The sequence below is a fragment of the Mesorhizobium sp. M7A.F.Ca.MR.148.00.0.0 genome (assembly GCF_003997735.1).
Taxonomy (GTDB): domain Bacteria; phylum Pseudomonadota; class Alphaproteobacteria; order Rhizobiales; family Rhizobiaceae; genus Mesorhizobium.
In genome coordinates, this window is the sequence record NZ_RZTB01000035.1 from 1 (window position 1) to 20770 (window position 20770).

General features: G+C 62.9%; 20 protein-coding genes, 5 pseudogenes and 1 riboswitch. Of the genes and pseudogenes, 16 read left to right on the forward strand and 9 right to left on the reverse strand.

Annotated features, from left to right (window positions below; all coding sequences use genetic code 11):
- Nucleotides 1-82, reverse strand: a pseudogene (locus EOB49_RS15650) (co-chaperone GroES); the annotation flags it as partial.
- A 165-nt stretch (nt 83-247) separates the two neighbouring features.
- A complete protein-coding gene (locus EOB49_RS15655) occupies nt 248-1045 on the reverse strand; it encodes a class I SAM-dependent methyltransferase (protein ID WP_127381482.1) in 798 nt (265 codons plus the stop codon).
- A 112-nt stretch (nt 1046-1157) separates the two neighbouring features.
- On the opposite strand from EOB49_RS15655, the gene EOB49_RS15660 reads away from it, so the two are divergent.
- Nucleotides 1158-2009: a hypothetical protein gene (locus EOB49_RS15660; protein ID WP_127381483.1), complete on the forward strand. Its 852-nt coding sequence runs from the start codon at nt 1158-1160 to the stop codon at nt 2007-2009.
- Between the two features lie 26 nt (nt 2010-2035).
- On the opposite strand, the gene EOB49_RS15665 is transcribed toward EOB49_RS15660, so the two are convergent.
- Nucleotides 2036-2662: a TetR/AcrR family transcriptional regulator gene (locus EOB49_RS15665; protein WP_164781692.1), complete on the reverse strand. Its 627-nt coding sequence runs from the start codon at nt 2660-2662 to the stop codon at nt 2036-2038.
- 124 nt (nt 2663-2786) lie between these two features.
- Between EOB49_RS15665 and EOB49_RS15670 the strand changes: the two genes are divergently transcribed.
- From EOB49_RS15670 to EOB49_RS15680, 3 genes are read left to right on the forward strand one after another with little or no spacing between them, the layout of a single operon-like run.
- Nucleotides 2787-3974, forward strand: coding sequence for an MFS transporter (locus EOB49_RS15670; RefSeq protein ID WP_127381484.1), 1188 nt, complete (start codon nt 2787-2789; stop codon nt 3972-3974).
- A gap of 10 nt (nt 3975-3984) precedes the next feature.
- Entirely contained in the window at nt 3985-5262 is a 1278-nt protein-coding gene (locus EOB49_RS15675) for a D-arabinono-1,4-lactone oxidase (RefSeq protein ID WP_127381485.1), read from the forward strand.
- Complete coding sequence (locus EOB49_RS15680; RefSeq protein ID WP_164781693.1) at nt 5262-6401, forward strand: alanine racemase; 1140 nt, start codon at nt 5262-5264, stop codon at nt 6399-6401. The genes EOB49_RS15675 and EOB49_RS15680 overlap by 1 nt, the downstream gene beginning before the upstream one ends.
- A 4-nt stretch (nt 6402-6405) precedes the next feature.
- On the opposite strand, the gene EOB49_RS15685 is transcribed toward EOB49_RS15680, so the two are convergent.
- Entirely contained in the window at nt 6406-7239 is an 834-nt protein-coding gene (locus tag EOB49_RS15685; protein WP_127331504.1) for an AraC family transcriptional regulator, read from the reverse strand.
- A 255-nt stretch (nt 7240-7494) separates the two neighbouring features.
- A riboswitch (cobalamin riboswitch) is annotated at nt 7495-7702 on the forward strand.
- Between the two features lie 161 nt (nt 7703-7863).
- On the opposite strand from EOB49_RS15685, the gene EOB49_RS15690 reads away from it, so the two are divergent.
- From EOB49_RS15690 to EOB49_RS15700, 3 genes are all read left to right on the forward strand, one after another.
- Entirely contained in the window at nt 7864-8652 is a 789-nt protein-coding gene (locus tag EOB49_RS15690; protein ID WP_127267057.1) for an ABC transporter ATP-binding protein, read from the forward strand.
- 49 nt (nt 8653-8701) lie between these two features.
- Nucleotides 8702-9649: an ABC transporter substrate-binding protein gene (locus EOB49_RS15695; protein WP_127381487.1), complete on the forward strand. Its 948-nt coding sequence runs from the start codon at nt 8702-8704 to the stop codon at nt 9647-9649.
- Nucleotides 9650-9784: 135 nt separating this feature from the next.
- Nucleotides 9785-10771 (forward strand): iron ABC transporter permease, encoded by a 987-nt coding sequence (locus EOB49_RS15700; protein ID WP_127331546.1) that lies wholly within the window; start codon nt 9785-9787, stop codon nt 10769-10771.
- A 30-nt stretch (nt 10772-10801) separates the two neighbouring features.
- On the opposite strand, the gene EOB49_RS15705 is transcribed toward EOB49_RS15700, so the two are convergent.
- The 4 genes from EOB49_RS15705 to EOB49_RS15720 all read right to left on the reverse strand — a co-directional run bounded on the left by EOB49_RS15705 (nt 10802) and on the right by EOB49_RS15720 (nt 14323).
- A complete protein-coding gene (locus EOB49_RS15705) occupies nt 10802-11653 on the reverse strand; it encodes a metal ABC transporter permease (RefSeq protein WP_127267055.1) in 852 nt (283 codons plus the stop codon).
- The gene (locus tag EOB49_RS15710) at nt 11650-12510 is read right to left on the reverse strand and encodes a metal ABC transporter permease (protein WP_127267054.1); all 861 of its coding nucleotides are present in this window, start codon (nt 12508-12510) and stop codon (nt 11650-11652) included. The genes EOB49_RS15705 and EOB49_RS15710 overlap by 4 nt, the downstream gene beginning before the upstream one ends.
- On the reverse strand, nt 12507-13367 hold the full coding sequence (locus EOB49_RS15715) for a manganese/iron ABC transporter ATP-binding protein (protein ID WP_023813519.1): 861 nt from the start codon (nt 13365-13367) through the stop codon (nt 12507-12509). The genes EOB49_RS15710 and EOB49_RS15715 overlap by 4 nt, the downstream gene beginning before the upstream one ends.
- Nucleotides 13368-13453: 86 nt before the next feature.
- Complete coding sequence (locus EOB49_RS15720; RefSeq protein WP_127267059.1) at nt 13454-14323, reverse strand: metal ABC transporter substrate-binding protein; 870 nt, start codon at nt 14321-14323, stop codon at nt 13454-13456.
- Between the two features lie 222 nt (nt 14324-14545).
- Here EOB49_RS15720 and EOB49_RS15725 point away from each other — a divergent pair, with 222 nt between their 5' ends.
- The gene (locus EOB49_RS15725; RefSeq protein ID WP_023813521.1) at nt 14546-14974 is read left to right on the forward strand and encodes a Fur family transcriptional regulator; all 429 of its coding nucleotides are present in this window, start codon (nt 14546-14548) and stop codon (nt 14972-14974) included.
- Nucleotides 14975-15036: 62 nt separating this feature from the next.
- On the opposite strand, the pseudogene EOB49_RS15730 reads toward EOB49_RS15725, so the two are convergent.
- Nucleotides 15037-15334: pseudogene (locus EOB49_RS15730) on the reverse strand (phosphatidate cytidylyltransferase); the annotation flags it as partial.
- Between the two features lie 273 nt (nt 15335-15607).
- Between EOB49_RS15730 and EOB49_RS15735 the strand changes: the two are divergent.
- The 8 genes and pseudogenes from EOB49_RS15735 to EOB49_RS15770 form a co-directional block, all read left to right on the forward strand.
- Nucleotides 15608-15792, forward strand: a pseudogene (locus tag EOB49_RS15735) (2-aminobenzoate-CoA ligase); the annotation flags it as partial.
- A 1-nt stretch (nt 15793) separates the two neighbouring features.
- Nucleotides 15794-15939: pseudogene (locus EOB49_RS15740) on the forward strand (tryptophan 2,3-dioxygenase family protein); the annotation flags it as partial.
- 42 nt (nt 15940-15981) lie between these two features.
- Nucleotides 15982-17118, forward strand: a complete 1137-nt coding sequence (locus EOB49_RS15745; protein ID WP_127270513.1) for an ABC transporter substrate-binding protein — start codon at nt 15982-15984, stop codon at nt 17116-17118.
- A gap of 137 nt (nt 17119-17255) precedes the next feature.
- The gene (locus EOB49_RS15750; RefSeq protein ID WP_127270515.1) at nt 17256-18176 is read left to right on the forward strand and encodes a branched-chain amino acid ABC transporter permease; all 921 of its coding nucleotides are present in this window, start codon (nt 17256-17258) and stop codon (nt 18174-18176) included.
- A gap of 8 nt (nt 18177-18184) precedes the next feature.
- A complete protein-coding gene (locus tag EOB49_RS15755; RefSeq protein WP_127331514.1) occupies nt 18185-19156 on the forward strand; it encodes a branched-chain amino acid ABC transporter permease in 972 nt (323 codons plus the stop codon).
- On the forward strand, nt 19149-19898 hold the full coding sequence (locus tag EOB49_RS15760; protein ID WP_127381488.1) for an ABC transporter ATP-binding protein: 750 nt from the start codon (nt 19149-19151) through the stop codon (nt 19896-19898). The genes EOB49_RS15755 and EOB49_RS15760 overlap by 8 nt, the downstream gene beginning before the upstream one ends.
- A complete protein-coding gene (locus EOB49_RS15765) occupies nt 19895-20581 on the forward strand; it encodes an ABC transporter ATP-binding protein (protein ID WP_127381489.1) in 687 nt (228 codons plus the stop codon). The genes EOB49_RS15760 and EOB49_RS15765 overlap by 4 nt, the downstream gene beginning before the upstream one ends.
- Before the next feature lie 33 nt (nt 20582-20614).
- Nucleotides 20615-20749 (forward strand): annotated as a pseudogene (locus EOB49_RS15770) (iron chelate uptake ABC transporter family permease subunit); the annotation flags it as partial.
- Between the last annotated feature and the right edge of the window lie 21 nt (nt 20750-20770).

Genomic DNA, 20770 nt, shown 5'->3' on the forward strand with positions numbered 1-20770 from the left:
TCCCGCCAGCGGTCTTGGATTCGGATTCGACCCGGCGAACGACCACGCGGTCATGAAGCGGGCGGAACTTCGACTTTGCCATTTTTTCTTCCTCGATGAGAACGGTGAGAAACAGTTCCTCCATCCGGCGGCGCCGGACATGTGGTTAGCACTCACCAAAGGCGAGTGCTAACGTGGCGCTGAAATAGGCTGGCGGCGCGCCGGAGTCAAGGCGCTCGGAGCGGCTCTTGGCGGTATGATGATGAACTTACCGGTGCCTGGCCGAACCGAGTACCAGAAGCGGGCACCGTTCGGCCAGCGGATAGCTGCCGCTCGGCACGACGCGCACCTCGCCGAACCAGTCGGCGGCCTCTTCGATCAGCGTGGCCAGCGTCGCGAAACTGTAGCTTATGACCGAGCCGGCATAGACGTCGATCGTGTTGATCGAGGTCATGCTCCACCCCGTCCTTGCGGCAAGAGCTTCGCGGTCTGGGAACAGTCTGCCGAACGTATCGCGGATCGTTGCCACCTTGATGGCGAAATCGGAGTCGTTCGTCGTGGACGCCATCGCGATCCGCCATTTGAGCGCGTGGAAATTCTCGACCCCGCCGGCCAGAACCAGAGCTTCGATGCCGCGCAGATCATCTGCCGTTTCCGGTCGTGCGAAGACGCGGATCGCTGCGCGCCTGCCAGGCTTCAGTACCCTGGCGACCTCGCCAAACAACGAACTGCGCGCCGCCTGGGAATCGACCGCCGACAGGCATCCGTCGCCGATGACGGCGTCGATGCTTGCGTGATCCACGGGCAGGTTAAGCCAGTTGCCGGCGATTGCCCTTCGCGAGCCGTCGTCGCCGGCCCATACGCCGGAAATCATGGCCGCCGACTGGTCGACCGCCAACATCGACTTGCCCAGAATTGCCAATTCCGGGGTCACCCCCAAGAGGAGGACATCGGCATTTCCGAGATCAAGTTCGCGATCGAATATAGCGACGGTTTCCGCTGTTGGCCGGAGCGGCGCTTCCAGAAGTTTCCAATGGCGGTGGTAATCGTCCCAATGATTTGTCATGCAATTTATTGGCCCCTGGACGCCTGGATTTGGATACCCGCCGGGGCTTAATAGAGGTCGTCGGACAAGCCAAGACATTTCAAGAATTTACAGACAGTCCAAGAGGTAGATAGTGGCGCGCATCGTTGTGATAACGCACGAGCATGACAGGTTCCTGGGCAGGCGCGACATCCTGCTGCGCAGGAGCAGCCCATACATGCTGTTCGACATTCTTGCGGAATTGAAAAGGCGCGGCCACTCGGTTCAGGTTCAGCAAGGCCTGTCGAAGCCGGTCAGCGCCGATATGGCGGTATTGCATGTCGATGCCACGGTGACGCCCACGGACTATGTCGACTACGCCCGGAGTTTTGCCTTCTGCCTCAACATCGGCGCCGCCGACATATCCAAGCGGCGGATCAGCGGCGCATTGGTCGACAGAACCGACAGCTGGCAAGGTCAGGTGATCGTCAAAAGCAATCTCAACAATCGGGGTATTCCGGAGACGCTCCTCAACCGGCGATCCGAGCGTGCCGGGAAACAGCAGCCGTTTCCGCGCTTGCCAGCCTTGCATCCTTATGAGGTCCATGGATCTCTCGGCGACGTTCCAGATGGCGTCTTTGATTGCGACGATCTCGTCGTGGAAAAGTTCATTCCGGAGAGAGAACCCGACGGTTTTGCTGTTCGTTTCTGGGTGTTTTGCGGAGAGCGCGAGCGCTGCACCCGCTACGTCTCCCCGAACGGCCTGGTCAAGGCATCGGAGACGATCCGGCGCGAGCCCGTCCCGGTGCCCGACGAATTGCGTGAGCGTCGGCGTGAACTCGGCTTTGACTATGGAAAATTCGATTTCGTCATGCATGAGGGCAGGGCCGTCCTCCTCGACGCAAACAAGACTCCCGGCCGTCCGCAAAATCTCGTCAAGATGTTCGCGGCCGGCGCTTCGGATCTGACACACGGCTTCGAAGGCCTCATCCATCGGGCGAAATAGGCGCGGCTGAGATCGCCGCGGACGCCCTAGAAAAACAGCCGCAGCTGCGTGTGAATGATAGACCGGTAATCCTCGATGGTCTGGCGGCTTTCCGCTTCACCCTCGGCGAGCGCCAGGCGCACCACGCCGCCGGCGAGCTGGAAGATCAGCAGGACCATGCGTTCGAACTGCTCGCGCCTCTCGGGCTCGAGCAAGGCGATGACGTGGTCGCAGAACATTTTGGCTTGGTGTCGGGTTTCGGCGATGTCGAGGTTTTTGAGCGCCTTGTCGGCCTGGATGGCGTTCTGCAGATCCTGGATGGCCGGATCGCCGGCGACACGGCTGAGATAATCATCGAGCAGCCGGTCAGCGGCCACGATCACGTCGTTCGCCTCGCGGATTTCGGCGATGATCGTCGTCAGCCGTGCCCGGCTGACCTCTGAAAACCGCTCGTAGAGCATCGCCAGGATCGCCGATTTGTTGGGAAAATAGTGGTAGACGGTGGCGATCGGCCCGCCCGCCAGCATGCCGACTTCCTTCATGGTGACGGCGTCGATACCCTTTTCCCCGATCAGCCGCATGGTCGTCGACAGGATCGCGTCGATGCGCTCGCGGCTGCGTTCCTGCTTGGGCCTGCGCCTCGGCTCGGTCGCCATTCTCTTCAATTCCGTCATGCACCGATCTTTCGCACGGCTTCCCAAATTCCGGTTGACAAGAAATATGATCAAGTATCAGTTTCTGAAATACTGACAGGTTGTCAGCTTTTTTGCCGCACGGCAAGGACGTTGGGAGGCGCCTTTGGCTTCGACAGATACCGGCCACGCAGGCAGTGGCGACTGGCTGGTCGGCAATCCGACCGGCTGGCAGCTCGCCTCAGCCCTGTGGATCGGTTCGGTCGGCCTGCTCATTCTCGGCCTTCAACCTGTGCTGCTCGGCGCCCTTTACACTGAGGGCCATGTCAGCGGTGACGAACTGGCGCTGGTCGCCACAGCCGAGATGATCGCTATTGCCATCGGTTCGGCTGTCGTGGCGATGCTGCTTTCGGCGCACCACATGCGCTGGAAAAGTGCCGTCCTTCTGCTGCTGCTGGCGCTGGTCAATGTGTGGACGGCCTATGCCGCGAGCGCCGGCACGCTGATTGCGGCCCGCGCCCTGGCCGGGCTCGCCGAGGGCGGTCTGGTCGCCATCGCCACCGAACTGATCGCCCGCTCGCGGCGCGCCGAGCGCATCGGCGGCTATTTCGTCACCATGCAGACGCTGGCGCAATGCGCGCTCGCCTTGTTGCTGGCGCTCTATGTCATCCCGGCCGCAGGATCGGCGGGCGGCTTCATCGTTCTTGCCGTCGTCTGCGTCGCGTCGCTGGTGGTCGCCTTCACCGTACCCGGTGACTATGCCGACCTGCCCAAGGAGGAGAACCTGGCCAACGTGCTGACGCTTCCCTCGACGACCGCGCTGCTGTCGGTCTTCTGCTATTTCATGTTCTTCGGCGCGGTCTGGGCCTTTCTGGAACCGCTTGGCGCACAGTATGGCATCGATGGCCGCACAGTCGGCCTGATCGTCTCGGCCAGCCTCGCCGTGCAGGTCCTGGGTGCTATGACGGCCACCGTGTTCGAGGCGCGCATCGATTATCGCCTTGCCATCGCGGCGATCGGCGTCGTCGCGCTTGTCAGCTCCCTGGTTCTCGCCAGGAGCCCTGGCCTGACGACGTTCTGGGTCGCTGCCTTGGCCATGGGCTTTATCCTGCTGTTCATCGTGCCCTACCAGATCCGTCTGGCGATCACCGCCGACGAGACGCGCACCGCCGTGCTGCTGGTGCCGGCAGCCCAGCTGTTCGGCCTGGCGATCGGGCCGATCGCGGCGTCGCTGCTCATCGATGGCAAGGATTTCCGGCCAGTTCCGGAATTCGCCGCCGCCAGCGCGGTGGCCAGCGTGGTGCTGCTCGGTCTCTTCGTCCTTGTGTCGCGGCGTCGCCGCGCCGTTGCCTGAGCGGGAGCCCATGTCGAACACTTGGAGCAACTGGTCGGGCTTTGTAAGCGCCGAGCCCAAGCTGATCGCCAGCCCCGGCGATGCCGGTGAACTCGGTGATCTCGTCCGGACCGCGCCTGGCCCGGTGCGCGTCGCCGGTGCCGGTCATTCCTTCACGCCGCTGGTGAAATCGCAGGGCACGATCCTGTCCCTGGAGAGGCTGGAAGGGCTGGTCTCGCACGACGCCGAAACACATCGGGCGCGGGTGCGGGCAGGGACCCGGCTCGGCCCGCTGATGCACATCCTGCAAGGCATTGGCCAGGGCCTGCCCAATATGGGCGACATTGACCGCCAGGCGATCGGCGGCGCGCTGGGTACCGCCACGCATGGCTCGGGACCGACGCTCGGCGCCTATCACACGCAGTTGGAGACGGTGCAGATCGTCGACGGGCTTGGCAAGGTCCGCGACTTCAAGCGGGCAGGGGATCAGGACATGATCCATGCCATCGGTGTCGCGCTCGGCGCTTTCGGCGTGCTCACCGAAGTGACGCTGAACAACATCGCGACCTACCGGTTGCGCCGCCGCAAATATGTGCTGCCGATCACTGAGATGCTGCGCGATTTCGAGGCGATGATGGCCGCGCATCGCTCGGCCGAATTCTACTACATTCCGTTCTCCGGCTATGCGCAGTTCATCGCCAGCGATTTCAGCGACGCCGCACCCACCGCACGGCCGCCGGAAGAGGACGAGGCGGGTTTGAGGACGCTGCGTCGGCTGCGCACCTCACTTGCCTGGCTGCCATCGCTGCGTGGCCGCCTGATCCGTTCGGCGGCCGCCAGATTTCCCGCCGAGGACTACGTGCAGGACTGGCTCAACGTCTATGCCAGCGACCGGCAGACCAAGTTCAACGAGATGGAATATCATTTGCCGTTCGAGGAGGGGCCGAAGGCGCTGGCCGAGATCATCGAGCTGACCGAGAAGCGCTTTCCCGAGGTCTATTTCCCGATGGAGGTGCGCTCGGTCGCGCCGGACCAGTTCTGGCTTTCGCCATTCTACAACAGGCTGACCTGCTCCATCGCCATCCACCATGATGCAGCGAACGATCCGTTGCCGTTCATGCGGGCGGCGGAGCCGATCTTCCGCAGATATGGCGGCAGGCCGCATTGGGGCAAGATGCACACCCTGAAAGCGGCGGATCTGAAAAAGCTCTATCCGCGCTGGGACGACGCCATGGCGGTGCGCCGCGACGTCGATCCGCAAAACCGATTCGTCTCGCCCTATATGGCCGGCTTGTTCGGCATCGAATGATGACCACCTATTTTTCCACCCTCTCGGATGCGCTGAAGGAAGCCGGCATCTTCCAGCCCTGCCTGCTGCTCGATCGCGACCGGCTGGACAGCAACATTGCCCTGGTGAAGGGGAGAGTGGATCCCGGCCTGGCCGTGCGGCTGGTCGACAAATCGCTCGCGTGCATGCCGCTGCTTGCGTATATCGCCAAGGCGCTTGGCAGTGAGCGCTTCATGACCTTCCACCCGCCGATCAGCGAGGCAGTGCTGAAGGCGTTCCCGGATGCCGATCTGCTCTACGGCAAGCCGATGCCGATCGGCGCGGCAAGGGCGGCGCTGGTGAAAGCCGATACCGACTGGTCGCGCGTCTGCTGGCTGGTCGACAGCGAGGAGAGACTGGCGGAATATGGCGCCCTCGCTGGCGAACTCGGCATCGGCCTGCGCATCGTTTTCGAGATCGATGTCGGGCTGCATCGCGGCGGGTTCGCCAATCCTGACGCCTTGTCGAAGGCGTTGAGCGCGTTGCCGGCCCGGCTGCATTGCGAAGGCGTCATGGCCTACGAGGCGCATGCGCCGCTCATTCCCGGCCTTTTCGGCGGACCGGCAAAGGCATTGGCAAAGGCGTCGGCGCAGGCCGCGGCGTTCGTCGCCTGTCTCGGCGCCGACCAGCGCCGCATCCTGAACATCGGTGGCAGCAAGACCGCGCTGCTCCATCATGGCGGCGCGGCCAATGAGGTGTCGATGGGCTCGGCCTTTGTGCTGCCCAGCGACTTCGATACGCCAGGCCTCGACGGCTTCCAGTCGGCGGCCTTCATCGCCACGCCGATCCTGAAAATGGTCGAGCCGATGCTGCCCGGCCCGCCGGCCGTCACCCGCCTGCTGCAGGCGCTCGGCCGGTTCCCGCGCAAGGGTTGCTACCTCTATGGCGGCAAGTGGATGGCCGAGCCGGTCTTCCCAGAAGGCATGAAGGCGAACGGGCTGCTCGGCCTGTCCTCCAACCAGCAATTCATGGGCTTGCCCGCCGACGCGACCGCAAAGCCCGGCGACTACGCGTTTCTAAGGCCGACGCAGAGCGAAGCCGTGCTGCAGCAGTTCGGGTCGATCGCGGTGTTTTCCGGCGGCCGGATCGCCGATCGCTGGCCGGCGTTGCCGATGGCCTGACCGACTACGCCTTCACCGGTATCCAGATCTCCAGCCCGCCCTTGCCGCTGCGCGGGTCGAATTCGGGGCCGTAGCGTTCGAATTCCGGCGCGTCCGCGATCTCATGCCCGGAGGCCGGCAGCCATTTGTTCCAGATCGTGTTGACCGTCCGGCGGATGGTCGAGATGTGTTCGCGGTGGGCAAAGACCGCATATTTCTGCGCCGGCACCCGCACCCGGTAGAAGTCCCTGGGCAGGTCGGAGAAGTCAGACACTTCGACGCCGGCGATGTAGTCGAAATTGCCGGCATCGTCGCCGTTGACGCAGACGCCATAGGCGACGTCGCCGGTCTCGCCCGGAATGTTGCCGATATAGGGGCCGAAGCGCTGCCACTGCATCGGGATGGCGGCGCTGGTCTCGCAGCTGTAGCGTTCGCCGAGGCCGGCGATCAGGAACGGCCGGCTGGTCTCGAAACGCGGCGGTTCGAGATTGGTGAGGAGGGACTGGTCCATCAGGATCGGCTCCACGAGGTCGAGCTTGTCGAGTGTGCCCTGCGCGCGCACCAGTTCCGGCGTGGTGCCGAACTGATCGCGGAAGGCACGGGTGAACGCCTCATGCGAGTTGTAGCCGGCGTCGAGCGCGACGGCGAGGATGTCGGGCGCCCCGCCCGCCAGCTTGCGCGCCGCCTCGGTCAGCCGGCGTGAGCGCATGTAGCCCATCACCGACCGGCCGGTGGCGGCGCCGAAGGCGCGCGTCACATGAAAACGCGACACGCCGCTGCTTTGCGCGACATCATCAAGCGAGATCGCCTCCGGCAGATGGCTTTCGACGAACCACAGCGCTTTCTCGGTCGGGTCCATTTTCTCCTCGCATTGGCCAGATCATCCTGCCGTTTCCTGGCGCAGCCAGTTTGATCGAAATTGCGCATCCCGTGCAATCTGCGCCGATGCCGGTCGCCATCCTGCCAACCGCCCCATGAGCTTTCGCTTGACAGCGACCCGCGTCATCTCTTAGGTATGTTATATTATTACATGAAGAGAGCATGCGATGCCTGTTTCCCTTAGCTGGCCCACCACTCCGTCCGAGAAATCCATTGCGAAGCGATCGGCGCAAATCTACGCTGAAGCGGTGATGGTCCCCGAGTCGAAAGGCGAGGGGTGAAAAGGGAACACGGTGAGGCCTGCTCAGGTCGAGACCGTGGCTGCCCCCGCAACTGTAAGCGGCGAGCAAAATCCGTGAATGCCACTGGCCGGCAAGGCTGGGAAGGCTGGATGGCGCAACGACCCGTGAGCCAGGAGACCTGCCATCACTGAGTTGACCGGACGGGGTGTGCCGGGAGGAAACGCGAATCCCGGTCTTGTCGGCCGGTTCGCCAGCTTCCTTCCGTCGCCAGTTTTGGAAAGTGACGGAAAGTTGGACGGCTCCATCCATCGCATCGTCGTATATACGCTTTGCCGTCCCGGCAAGCCGGCGGGCAGCAGCCGATGACCGTAGCGCTTCTCGAAGCCCGTGACCTCTGCGTCACGGCGAACGGGCGGGATCTGGTTCAGGCGGTCAGCTTCTCGGTGGCCGCCGGCGATCGCCTTGCCATCATCGGTCCCAACGGCGCCGGCAAGACGACGCTGCTGCGCATGCTGTCGGGCATGCTGCGTCCGAGCTCCGGCGAGGTGAAGCTCGGCGGGCGCCGCCTGGACAGGATTTCAGCCGCCGAACGGGCGCTGCACATTGCCGTGGTCGGCCAGACCGACCAGCCCGATCCGCGGCTGGCGGTGATCGACTATGTCGAGCTTGGCCGGGTTCCGCACGCCGGGCTGCGGCGCAGGAGCGAGGAGCGCGAGATCGTCGTCGATGCACTGCGCCGGACCGGCCTGCTGCCGCTATTTGGCCGCACCATCGGCTCGCTGTCGGGCGGCGAGCGCCAGCGCGCCCAACTTGCGCGCGCCATCGCCCAGCAGCCAAAAATCCTGTTCCTCGACGAGCCGACCAACCATCTCGACCCGCGCGCCCGCGGCGAACTGCTCGACCTCGTGGCAGGCTTCGAGATGACGGTGATCGCGGTGCTGCACGATCTGGCGCTGGTGGCACCGTTCGCCACCAGGGTGGCGGTGATGAACCATGCCCGTCTGCAAGCGCTCGCCGCACCGCGCGAAGCCCTGACCCAAAAGCTGATCCGCGAGATTTTCGGCATCGATGTGCTGCGTCTGCGCCATCCGACCGAAGATCGCGAACTGACGGTGTTCGATGTGCCGAACCGTGCCGCGCCGCCGACGTGATTGAAGCCATTTCGTAGTCGACCCAATCCCATCCACAAGGAGCAAACCCGTGAAACGCCTGGCCCTTTCGCTTGTCCTCTCGCTGCTGGCCTCGACAGCCCTGGCCTTCCCGGTCACGGTCGACAGCTGCGGCAAGCCGCTGACCTTCGATGCGCCGCCGAAGCGCGCCGTCATCCAGGATCTCAACATGGCCGAGATGGCTTTCGCGCTGAAACTGCAGCCGTCGATCGTCGGCCTGACCGGCATCACCGGATGGTACAAGGTGGGTCCCGAATTCAAGGCCGAGCAGGGTTCGATCCCGGAACTGGCGCCGAAATATCCGACGCTCGAAAACCTCGTCGCGGTCGAGCCGGATTTCTTCTTCGCCGGCTGGTATTATGGCATGAAGCCGGGCGGCGAGGTGACACCCGATACGCTTGCCCCGCACGGCATCAAGACGCTGGAGCTGACGGAAAGCTGCGTCCATCTCGACAAGAGCCGTTCAGCCGCCTCGATGGACCTGCTCTATGGCGACGTCGAAAAGCTGGGCAAGATCTTCGGCAAGGAGGCCGAGGCGGAGAAGCTTGTTGCCGGCTGGAAGACGCGGCTCGCCGACATCACCGCCAAGGTCGGCAACGGCAAGGCAACGCGAGTGTTTCTCTATGATTCCGGCGAGGACAAGCCCTTCACCGCAGGCAAGTTCGCCATCCCCAGCGCCATGATATCAGCCGCCGGCGGCGACAACATCATGGCCGACATGGACACCAGCTGGGGCAACACGGACTGGGAAACGGTGGCGTCGCGCAATCCGCAATTCCTCATCCTGCTCGATTACCAGGATGGCGGCGGCTACAAGAAGCTGCTCGATTTCCTGAAGGTCCATCCGGCCATGAAAGAGACGGACGCGGTCAAGAACGAGCGCTTCGTCGCCCTGCGCTATGCCGAACTGACACCCGGACCCGCCAATATCGAAGCGATCGACAAAATCGCCAAGGCCATGCATCCGGAAGCGTTTTGATGCCTGTCGCCCAAAAGTGCGCAGCGGTTTTGGGGCAACGACATGCATGAGCAAAAGATCCTGGAAGTGCGTCGCACGCGTCCTGACAGACACGACGCATTTCCAGGTTTGCGCCATCCGGCATTCGCACTGGCCATGCTGGTGGGAGCGGCGGCGATCGCTGCTCTCGCATTGCTGTCGATCGCCTATGGCTCGACGCTGATCCCGCTGACCGACGTTGTTGCAGCACTTGGCCGCGCAATCGGCTTCAGTGGGCACGACGTGTCCGGGCCGGTCGGCAAGATCGTCGTCGATCTGCGGCTGCCGCGCACGGTCCTGGCCATCTGCGTCGGGGCCGGTCTCGGCGTCGTCGGTGCGCTGCTGCAGACGGTGACCCGCAACGACCTTGCCGACCCGTTCCTGTTCGGCCTGTCGTCGGGCGCCGCCGCGGGTGCGGTTTCCGTCATCACCGTCTTCGGAGACAGTTTCGGCATCTGGACATTGCCGGTCGCGGCCTTCACCGGCGGCATATTGGCTGCCGGTGTCGTCCTGCTGCTGGTTGCGCGGGTGAGGGGGCAAGGCCCGGAGCGGCTGATCCTTGCCGGCCTTGCCGTGTCCTTCATGTTCACCGCCTTGACCAATTATCTTGTCTTTGCCGGCGACCAGCGCGCCGCGCACTCCGTGCTGTTCTGGACCATGGGTGGGCTCGGCCTGGCGCGCTGGGACAATATCTGGCTCGGCGCCTTGGGTGCGGGCACTATCCTGGCTTACGCGCTGTGGAACCACCGCCGGCTCGATGCTTTCCTGGCCGGCGAAAACGCCGCCGAAAGCCTGGGCGTGCCGGTGGCGCGGATGCGAAGGATGACCTTTCTCGTCGCCGCCTTCTCGACGGCGATCCTGGTCTCGGTCGCCGGCGTCATCGGCTTCGTCGGGCTGATGATCCCGCATCTGTCGCGGCCGCTGGCGGGCCCCTTGCACCTGCGCCTGGTTGCCAGCTGCGCCGTGTTCGGCGCGGTGCTGTTGCTGGCCAGCGACCTTCTGGCTCGAACGCTGCTGCCGCCGCAGGAACTGCCGATCGGCATCATCACCAGCTCGGTCGGCGCGTTCTTCGTCGTCACCATGCTGATCCGCAACCGGCTTTGAGTGCGGCCTCGGCCGGGGCCAGCGCCGCTATTACTCTCCCGAAATGCCCAGTTGCACCTGTTGCTTTGGGCGCTTCGACTGGAACAGGGCAAGCAAAAAAACGCCGGCCTGAACCACGACGATCGTCGGGCCCGTGGCTGCGTCGATGTGATAGCTGAGGATCGTTCCCACGACGCTCGACCCGATGGCGGCCGCGGCAGCAATGGCGAGCATACGCTCAAAGCTCTTCGTCAAAAGAAAACCGATCGCTCCCGGCGCGATCAGCATGGCGATGACAAGGATGATCCCGACAGCCTTCAGCGAGGCCACGATGGTCAACGCGAGCAGCGTCAACAGCCCGAAATGCAGCAGATTGACGGGCAGGCCGATCGCGCGCGCATGGGCCGGATCGAAACAATAGAGCAGCAGATCCTTGCGTTTTGCCAGAACGATGAGGATCGCCGGCACGACGATGATCGCCGCCTCGATCACGTCGCGCCACTGGACGCCGAGCATGTTGCCGAACAGGATATGATTGAGATGCTGGTCGGTCTCGACCTTGACGAACAGAACCAGGCCAAACGCGAACATGCCTGAGAAGACGATGCCCATGACTGCGTCCTCCTTGATCCGGCTGTGCTGCTTGAGGTAGCCCGTCGCCAGCGCGCAGCCAAGCCCTGCCACGAATGCGCCGAAGGCAAGCGGGATCCCGGCGATATAGGCGAGCACAATACCCGGAAGCACGGCATGCGAAACGGCGTCGCCCATCAGCGACCAGCCCTTCAGGACGAGATAGCAGGACAACACCGCGCAGATGGCGCCGACCAGAATGGCGACGGTGAGACCGCGACGCATGAACTCATGGCTGAGCGGTTCGGCGATCCAGGACCAGATTGTCATCATGACGCGACCTGGGATGCGGCACGTGCCGCCCGGCGCGCGGCGAGACGGCCATGTTTGGGTGCGAAGACGAAGGCAGTCAGAAAGACCACGGTCTGCAGCACCACGATCAGTCCGCCAGTCGCGCCATCGAGAAAGAAGCTGAGATAGGCGCCGACCGCGCTCGTCGCCGCGCCGATCGCCATCGCGAGCAGGATCATGACGCCGAACCGATCGGTAAGCAGATAGGCGGTGGCACCAGGCGTTACCACCATCGCGATCACGAGGATCGCGCCGACGGTCTGGAGCGCGGCGACGATGCAGGCGCTGAGCAGCACGAAGAACAGGACCCGCAACCGCCACGGATTCAGGCCGACGCCGCGCGCATGGTTCTCATCGAAGAACACCAGCATCATATCCTTCCATCGAAGCCCCAATACAGCCAGCGAAACCGCTGCGATGAGGATGACCTGGGTTACATCCTCGTCGGAGATTGCGAGGATGTTGCCGAGTACGATGGACTGGATGTTTACGGAGGTCGGACTGATCGACGCAATCAGCAGTCCGCCAGCGAACAGCGTTGTAAAGACAAGGCCGATCACGGCGTCCTCGCGAAGTTGCGTCACGCGCCGCACCAAGGTGATGCCGAGTGCGGCGATGAGGCCGGAGGCGAATGCGCCGGCGGCATAGGGAAGGGCCAGCATGTAGGCGGCCGCAACGCCCGGCACCACCGAGTGGGCAAGCGCGTCGCCCATCAGGGCCCAGCCCTTGAGTATGAGATAGCAGGACAGGAACGCGCAGACCATGCCGACCAGGGCGCTGACCCAGATGGCCTTGGCCATGTAGTTGTAGGTGAAGGGTTCCAGCAGGATGTCAATCACGGGGCTGGCGATCCGCTGTCGGGCTTCATCATCTTCTCTTGATCGCGCTCGCCGTAAAGCACCAGAGGGCGCTCGTCATCGGTCAGCACGGTCAGGTGGCGAGCGTCGGGGTCGTCGTGAAGATCGGCGCCGCCGAGGCGTAGATGCCTCAGCACGCCGCCAAAAGCTTTCGCAAGATTGGCTTGCGTAAACGTTGTCTCTGTCGGTCCGAAGGCCAGCACCGTCTTGTTGAAGATGACGACATGGTCGCAGAAATTGACGATGCTGCCGAGATTGTGCGTCGACACCAACATCAGCTTGCCGTCGTCGCGCATCGACCGAAGGAGATCGATGATCGCTGCTTCGGTCTGCACGTCGACGCCGGTGAACGGCTCGTCGAGCAGGATGATTTCGCCGCCCTGCGCCAGAGCGCGCGCCAGGAACACACGCTTCTTCTGGCCGCCGCTCAGTTCGCCGATCTGGCGCTTGCGAAAATCGGTCATGCCGACCCGTTCCAGCGCCGCGTCGACCGCCATGCGATCGGCTCTGCCTGGGATACGCAGAAAATTCATGTGGCCATAGCGGCCCATCATGACGACATCTTCCACCAGCACCGGAAAGTTCCAGTCGACATCCTCGCTCTGCGGCACATACGCTACCAGGCCGCGCTTCAGCGCTGCGTGGACCGGCAATCCGGCGATAAGCACTGTTCCGGTCGACGGCGTCAGGAAGCCCATCAGCGCCTTGAACAGCGTCGATTTGCCGGAGCCGTTGACGCCGACCAGCGCGCATATGGTGGAGGCGCCGAGTCTGAAAGAGGCGGAGTGTACGGCCGTGACCCCGCTTGAATAGCTGACGGTGACGTCGTCCACGTCGATGGAGGCAACGACCCGGCCGCTACCGGTCGATGTTCGATCAGGGCTGCCCTGGACGCTGTCCGGAGCGAGCGCGGTGCGAACCCCGGTCACCCGCCGAACCCCTGGACGATAGTCTCGACGGTGGTTTCGAGAAGCTTCAGATAGGTCGGAACCGGGCCGTCTTCCTCGCTCAGCGAATCGACGTAGAGAACGCCTCCATAGGTGGCTCCGGTTTCTCGCGCGACTTGCTTGGCCGCCTTGTCCGAAATGGTGCTTTCGCTGAACACCACCGGAATCTTGTTCTCGCGCACCAGGTCGATGAGCTTGCGCGCCTGTTGCGGAGTGCCTTGCTGGTCGGCGTTGATCGGCCACAGATAGGCTTCGCGCAGATCGAAGTCGCGTGCCAGGTAGCTGAAAGCGCCTTCGCTTGTAACCAGCCAGCGTTGGTCCGTGGGGATCGCCGACAGGCGCTTGCGCATGGGCTCGTCGATTGCCTTGATCTTTTCCGAATAGGCGGCGGCATTGGCGGCATAGACCTGGGCGTTTGCCGGATCCGCCTTGGACAGCGCCTTGCGGATGTTCTCGACGTAGATGAGGGCGTTCTTCGGCGACATCCACGCATGCGGATTGGGCTTGCCTTCGTAGGGCCCCTCCTTGATCCCCATCGGCTCGACACCGTCCGTGACGACGGCGCTCGGCACGTTCTTCACGTTGTCGAAGAATTTCTCGAACCAGCGTTCGAGGTTCATGCCGTTCCAGAGCACGAGGTCGGCCGATTGCGCCTTCACCACGTCGAGCGGCGTCGGCTGATAGTCGTGGATTTCGGCGCCGGGCTTGGTCACCGACTCTACGATTGCCGCGGTCCCGGCTACGTTTTGCGCGATATCCTGGATGATCGTGAACGTCGTCACGACGCGCAGAACCTTCCCTGCCGCAGGCTGGGTCTCCTGTGCCATGACCGGAACGAGGCTCGCCATCGTCGCAAAACCGATGGCCACAAGGCCGCCAAGCGCCCGCAGCATCGTCCTGCGGGTTGGGGAAGCAGAAACAGTCATCGGATGCCTTTCGACTGGAGTTGATCGTCGCCCATGCGCCGCTCACGTCATGCTAATGCGTTTGATTTGCATCTAATATTGCAGTTGCAACTGATTTGCAAGTAGCTAATTGCAGTCGCGTGGCAACGCGGCTAAGTATGGCGGATGAAAGCGGATAACGACCTTTTCGAGCGATTCCGGAGCAATTTGAAAGCCGCCGGTGTCCGGATGACCGAACAACGCAAGGTAATCTTGCGGCTGCTGGCGGATGCGCACGACCATCCGGACGCGAACGAATTGTATTCTCGTGCCCACCAGATCGACGGCAGCATTTCCTTGTCGACCGTCTACCGGACGTTGCGGCTCCTGGAGGAGAAAGGCGCCATCCAGCGTCATGCCTTCGACGAGGGCCGCGCCCGGTTCGAAAACGCGGACCGTGAACATCACGACCATCTCATCGACCTCGACACCGGTCAGGTGATCGAGTTCCGTTCCGACAAAATCGAGAAACTGCAGGCCGAGATAGCGTCGGAGCTTGGCTTCGAAATCGTCCGCCATAAGCTGGAACTGTATGTCAGGAAACGCGCCAAATAGCGTGGTTCTGGTCGTCACTATGCTGATCCGGGTCTGATCGCGGCGGGCAAGAGGCCGCCGGCTCAGACCGTCCAGAAATAGCGCACAATGTGAAAGAAGACAGGCGCGGCGAAGACCAGGCTTGTCGGTGCGGTCCATCATGCCGCCATGGCCTTCGATCAGATGGCCCCAGTCCTTGACGCCCTGGTCGCGCTTGATGGCCGAGGCGACCAACTCGCCAAGAAATCCCATCGAGTAGGCGACGAAGGCCACGGCCGCCGCCTGCAGCGGCGAGAAGGGCGTGCCGATCAGGCCTTCCCAGGTTTTCGACGGCGAGACGTTCGGCGAAAAACGGTGTTTTCCAAAGAGCTTGCCGAAGATGCCGAACATGCCGCATTTGTGCACCAACGCTCGGGCAGGGCTAAAAACTTTAGGCTTGAAATAAATTTGGTCTGGTGCAATTCTCAATCGTCAGTCGAGAGCGTGGGAGGTCTCGCTGTGCCAAATGCCGGTCGCATATCGATCGCGCCGGGTGCTGCCGCATATGCCGGATGACCAGCCCGGCGTCGGCGCAAAGCTCCCCGCAAGTTGCGTATTCAAACACACGCACGGCGATAAGACCGTGGCAACGAGCATCTAGGGGACAGCCGCAGAATGCTTGGACCGTCAGCGCATATCGACACGTTCACGCGCGACAACCTTACGCCCGAGGAACAGTGGCCGAACTTCCTGCTCTATGGCTTCGACTACCCCGAATACCTTAATGCCGGTGTCGAACTGACCGACGTCTGGTCGAAAAGGGTCTGGGTGACCACACCGCGCCGATCGGCAATGGCCGGGCGCTGGCGCTTCAATCATGTCACCACAGTCGAACGCATCATCGGCATGAAACGCAGCACCGGCGGCACGTCGGGCGCTTCGTGTCTGAAGAGATGCTGGAGGTTGAACTGTTCACTGAACTCTGGAAAGTTCGCACCCGGCTCTAAAGCTATTTTATCTATATTGAAAACACTGGGAAGGAGAGAAAAATGAAGAATATCCTGGCATCCAGCATGTTCGCTTTGTCGCTGGCCACATCTGGCCTTGCCTATGCCGAACCCGTCAAGATCGGCGTCATCACCACGCTTTCGGGCGGCGGTGCGGGTCTCGGGGTCGACATGCGCGATGCCTTTACGCTGGCGATGAAACAGTCCGGCAACAAGGATGTCGAGCTGGTCATCGAAGACGATGCCCAGAAGCCCGAGATCGCGGTGCAGCTCGCCGAAAAGATGATCCAGAGCGACAAGGTCGACCTGCTCACCGGCATCATCTGGTCGAACCTGGCGATGGCGGTGGTGCCCAACGCGGTGGCGCAGGACGTCATCTATCTGTCGCCCAATGCCGGCCCGTCGGCGCTTGCCGGCGCTAAGTGCAACAAGAACTATTTCAACGTCGCCTACCAGAACGACAATTTCCATGAGGCGATGGGTCAGTACGCCAACAAGGACTACAAGAAGACCTTCATCCTCGCGCCCAACTACCCGGCTGGCAAGGATTCGCTGACCGGCTTCAAGCGCTACTACAAGGGCGAGCTGGCAGGCGAGGCCTACACCCAGATCGGCCAGGCCGACTACGCCGCCGAGATCGCCCAGATCCGCGATTCCGGTGCCGACTCGGTGTTCTTCTTCCTGCCTGGCGGCATGGGCATTTCCTTCATGAAGCAGTACGCCCAGTCGGGCGTGAACATCCCGGTTATGGGTCCTGGCTTCTCCTTCGACCAGGACATTTTGCCCGCGGTTGGCGACGCAGCCCTTGGCGTCAAGAACTCGGCGAGCTGGTCCAGGGACCTCGACAACGAAGCCAACAAGCAGTTCGTCGAGGCCTTCAAGGCCGAATACAATCGCCTGCCCTCAATCTACGCCGCCCAGAGCTGGGATACGGCGAACCTGATCCTGTCTGCGCTGTCCAAGGCCAGTGTTAAGGACAAGGACGCGTTCCGCGCGGCCCTCAAGGCAGCCGATTTCAAGTCGGTGCGCGGCGAGTTCACCTTCAACACCAACAATCATCCGGTCCAGAACATCTACGTCCGTGAGGTGGTAAAGGAAGGCGATGTCTTGACCAACAAGATCATCGCCACCGCCTTCGAACACCACAAGGATGCCTATGCCGACCAGTGCAAGATGTAGCCCAAGGCTGCATCCGCTTTGCTAAAGTGCCGGCCTCGTCATCGACGGGGCCGGGGCCGCGGCGAGGCCGCACCGCCGTATCTTGCAGCGGCTTGCTTCGGCATTCCCCGCCTTGAACCACAGCCCGGATCGTTCATTTGTCCATCGCCCTTCTGATCGAACAACTTCTCAACGGGCTGCAGCTCGGAGTGATGCTGTTCCTCATGGCCGCCGGCCTGACGCTGATCTTCGGAGTCATGGGCCTGATCAACCTCGCCCATGGCTCGCTCTACATGGTCGGCGCCTTTGCCTGTGCCACGGTCGCCGCCGCCACTGGTTCGTTCTGGATCGGTCTGGTGGCGAGCCTGATCGCTGCGGCAGCCGCCGGTGCGGTCATGGAGATCGTTGTCATCCGCAGGCTTTATGAGCGCGACCATCTTGACCAGGTGCTGGCGACGTTTGCGCTGATCCTGATCTTTTCGGAAGGCACGCGCTGGCTGTCTGGCTCGTTTCCGCTTTATCTCGACATCCCACCGCTGCTGCAAGGCGCGGTGCCCCTGCCCGGCGGTGGCCAGTACCAGCTCTACCGCCTCGCCATTATCGGCGTCGGCATCGCCGTTGCTGTGGGGCTCTATCTGCTGATCTCACGCACCCGTCTCGGCATGCGCATCCGCGCCGGCGAATCCGACCGCGAGATGATCGCAGCCCTCGGCGTCGACATCCGCACGCTCTACACTGTTGTCTTCGCGCTAGGTGCTGCCCTTGCCGGCCTTGCCGGCGCGCTGGTCGGTGCGCTGCAATCGGTGCAGGTCGGCATGGGCGAGCCAGCACTCATCCTCGCCTTCGTGGTCATCGTCATCGGCGGCATCGGCTCGATCAAGGGTGCGCTGTTCGGTGCCATCCTCGTCGGCCTCGTCGACACGATGGGCCGCTTCCTCCTGCCCAAGGCGCTGGCGTTGATGATGCCGACGGCACAGGCCGGGCTGATCGGTGCCTCACTCGCCTCCATGCTGATCTACATCGTCATGGCCCTGATCCTCGCTTTCAGGCCAAGCGGCCTGTTTGCGGCGCAGTCGTAAGGGCCGCCATGAGCCGCGAAACCATCGTCAATATACTGCTGGCACTTCTGCTGCTAGCGATCCCGTTCAGTGCGTCTGCCATGGGCGAGCAATTCTACGTCACGCTTGCCACGCGCATTACGATCCTTGCGCTCGCTGCTGTCGGGCTCAACATCGCGCTTGGTCTTGGCGGGCTGGTATCCTTTGGCCACGCCGCCTTCTTCGGCCTTGGCGGCTATGCCGCCGGCATCCTGGCGACCCATGCCTTCAACGCCGAACCGCTGTTGTTTGGCCTGCAAGGCACGACCTCGATGCCGGTCATCTGGTCGGTGGCGATCCTGGTTTGCGGCCTTGTCGCCTTGCCGATCGGCGCGATCAGCCTGCGCACGACGGGCGTCTATTTCATCATGATCACGCTCGCTTTCGCGCAGATGATCTACTACTTCGCCATCTCCTGGCCGGCCTATGGCGGCGAGGACGGGCTGTCGATCTATGTCCGCAATGGCTTTCCCGGTATGAACACGGCGCAGTCCCTGACCTATTTCCTGATCTGCTATGTCGTGCTGATGGCAGCACTTGGCCTGTTCTGGCTGCTGCGCGGATCGCGCTTCGGTGCCGCATTGCAGGCGGCACGGCAGAACGCGACCAGGCTGTCCGCCGTCGGCATCGCACCCTTCAACATCAGGCTCGTTGCCTTCGCCATCTCTGCCATGGTCACAGGCCTCGCCGGCGCGCTGTTTGCCGATCTCAACCGCTTCGTCAGCCCCTCGATGCTGTCCTGGCACATGTCGGGCGAGCTGATCGTGCTCATCATCCTTGGCGGCAAGGGTCGGCTGTTCGGTCCGGTTGCGGGCGCGATGCTTTACGTGCTGTTCGAATTCGCGCTTGGCGGCTTCACCGAACGCTGGCAGTTCTTCCTTGGCCTGATCCTGCTCGGCGTCGTTTTGTTCGCGCGCGGCGGGCTGCTTGGCCTTTTGGCTGGAGAGGCGCGTCATGGCTGAGCTGGTCCTCGAAATACGCGATCTCAAAAAGACTTTCGGCGCGCTGAAGGCCACCGACGGCGTCAGCCTCGATCTCAAGCCGGGCGAAATCCACGCGCTGATCGGCACCAATGGAGCCGGCAAAAGCACGCTGATCCACCAGATCTCGGGCTCGCTCCGGCCAGACAGCGGCAGTATCCGCTTTCTCGGCCAGGATATGGCCGGGCTCGACATGGCGGCCCGCGGGCGGCTTGGGCTCGGCCGCAGCTTCCAGATCTCATCACTCGCGCAGGAGTTTTCCGCGCTGCGCAATGTGATGCTGGCGGTGCAGGCACGCCAGGGAACGAGCTTCCGCTTCTTACGCCCCGTGATGAGCGACAAGAGCCTGACAGAACCGGCGATGGCGATGCTGGAGCGCGTCGGCCTTGCCGGGCGCGCCTACGTGCCAGCCGCTGAGCTGTCGCATGGCGAACGCCGTCAACTCGAAATCGCCATTGCGTTGGCCCTTGGATCGAAGGCCTTTTTGTTCGACGAGCCGATGGCCGGCATGGGGCCAGACGGATCGAAAGCGTTGACGAAATTCCTCGACGGCCTGCGCCACGAAGCGCCGATCCTGCTCGTCGAGCACGACATGGATGCCGTCTTCGCGCTTGCCGACCGTATCTCGGTCCTCGTCTATGGCCGCGTCATCGCCACCGGCACGGTGGACGAGATCCGCAACGATCCCGAAGTGCGCCGGGCCTATCTCGGAGAAGCTGCGTGAGCCTGCTGGAACTCAACGGCGTCGAAACCTTCTACGGCGCATCGCAGGCGCTGTTCGGCGTCTCGCTCGACGTCAGGGCGGGTGAGGTCGTGGCGCTCATGGGCCGCAACGGCATGGGCAAGACGACGACGATCAATTCCATTCTCGGCCTCGCGAAACCGCGCTCAGGCTCGATCAGCTTTGGCGGCCGCCAAGTCGCCGGCATGCGCCCGCACCGCATCGCGCGCCTTGGCCTGGGTCTGGTGCCGGAGGGAAGGCGCTGCTTTCCCAATCTGACCGTACTGGAGAACCTGCTGGCCGCAGCACGCGGCAGCGCGTGGACATTGGAAAAAGTTGTCGAGCTGTTTCCGCGTCTCGGCGAACGCCGCGACCAATATGCCGGTACACTGTCGGGCGGCGAGCAGCAGATGGTAGCCATCGGCCGCGCGTTGATGACCAATCCGAGCCTGCTCATTCTGGACGAGGCGACCGAGGGTCTGGCACCTGTGATCCGCCAGGACATCTGGGCAGCAATCCGCAAGCTCAAGTCGAGCGGACAGTCGATCCTTATCGTCGACAAGACGCTTGCCGAGCTTCTACCTGTGGCCGACCGCTGCTTCGTTCTGGAAAAGGGCATGACCGTCTTCGAAGGCAGGCCCGAGGCGCTGACGCCAGAAATTCAGGACCGCTATCTCGGCGTATGAAAAAAGGGTGTCAAACGGCTTCCAAACTAACCCGGCGCGGTGCTGTTGCTGGCCAGCGATCTTCTGGCCCGAACGCTGCTGCTGCCGCAGGAGCTGCCGATCGGCATCATCACCAGCTCCGTCGGCGCGTTCTTCGTCGTCACCATGCTGATCCAAAACCGGCTCTGAGCGCGCCAATGAACCGCTCTT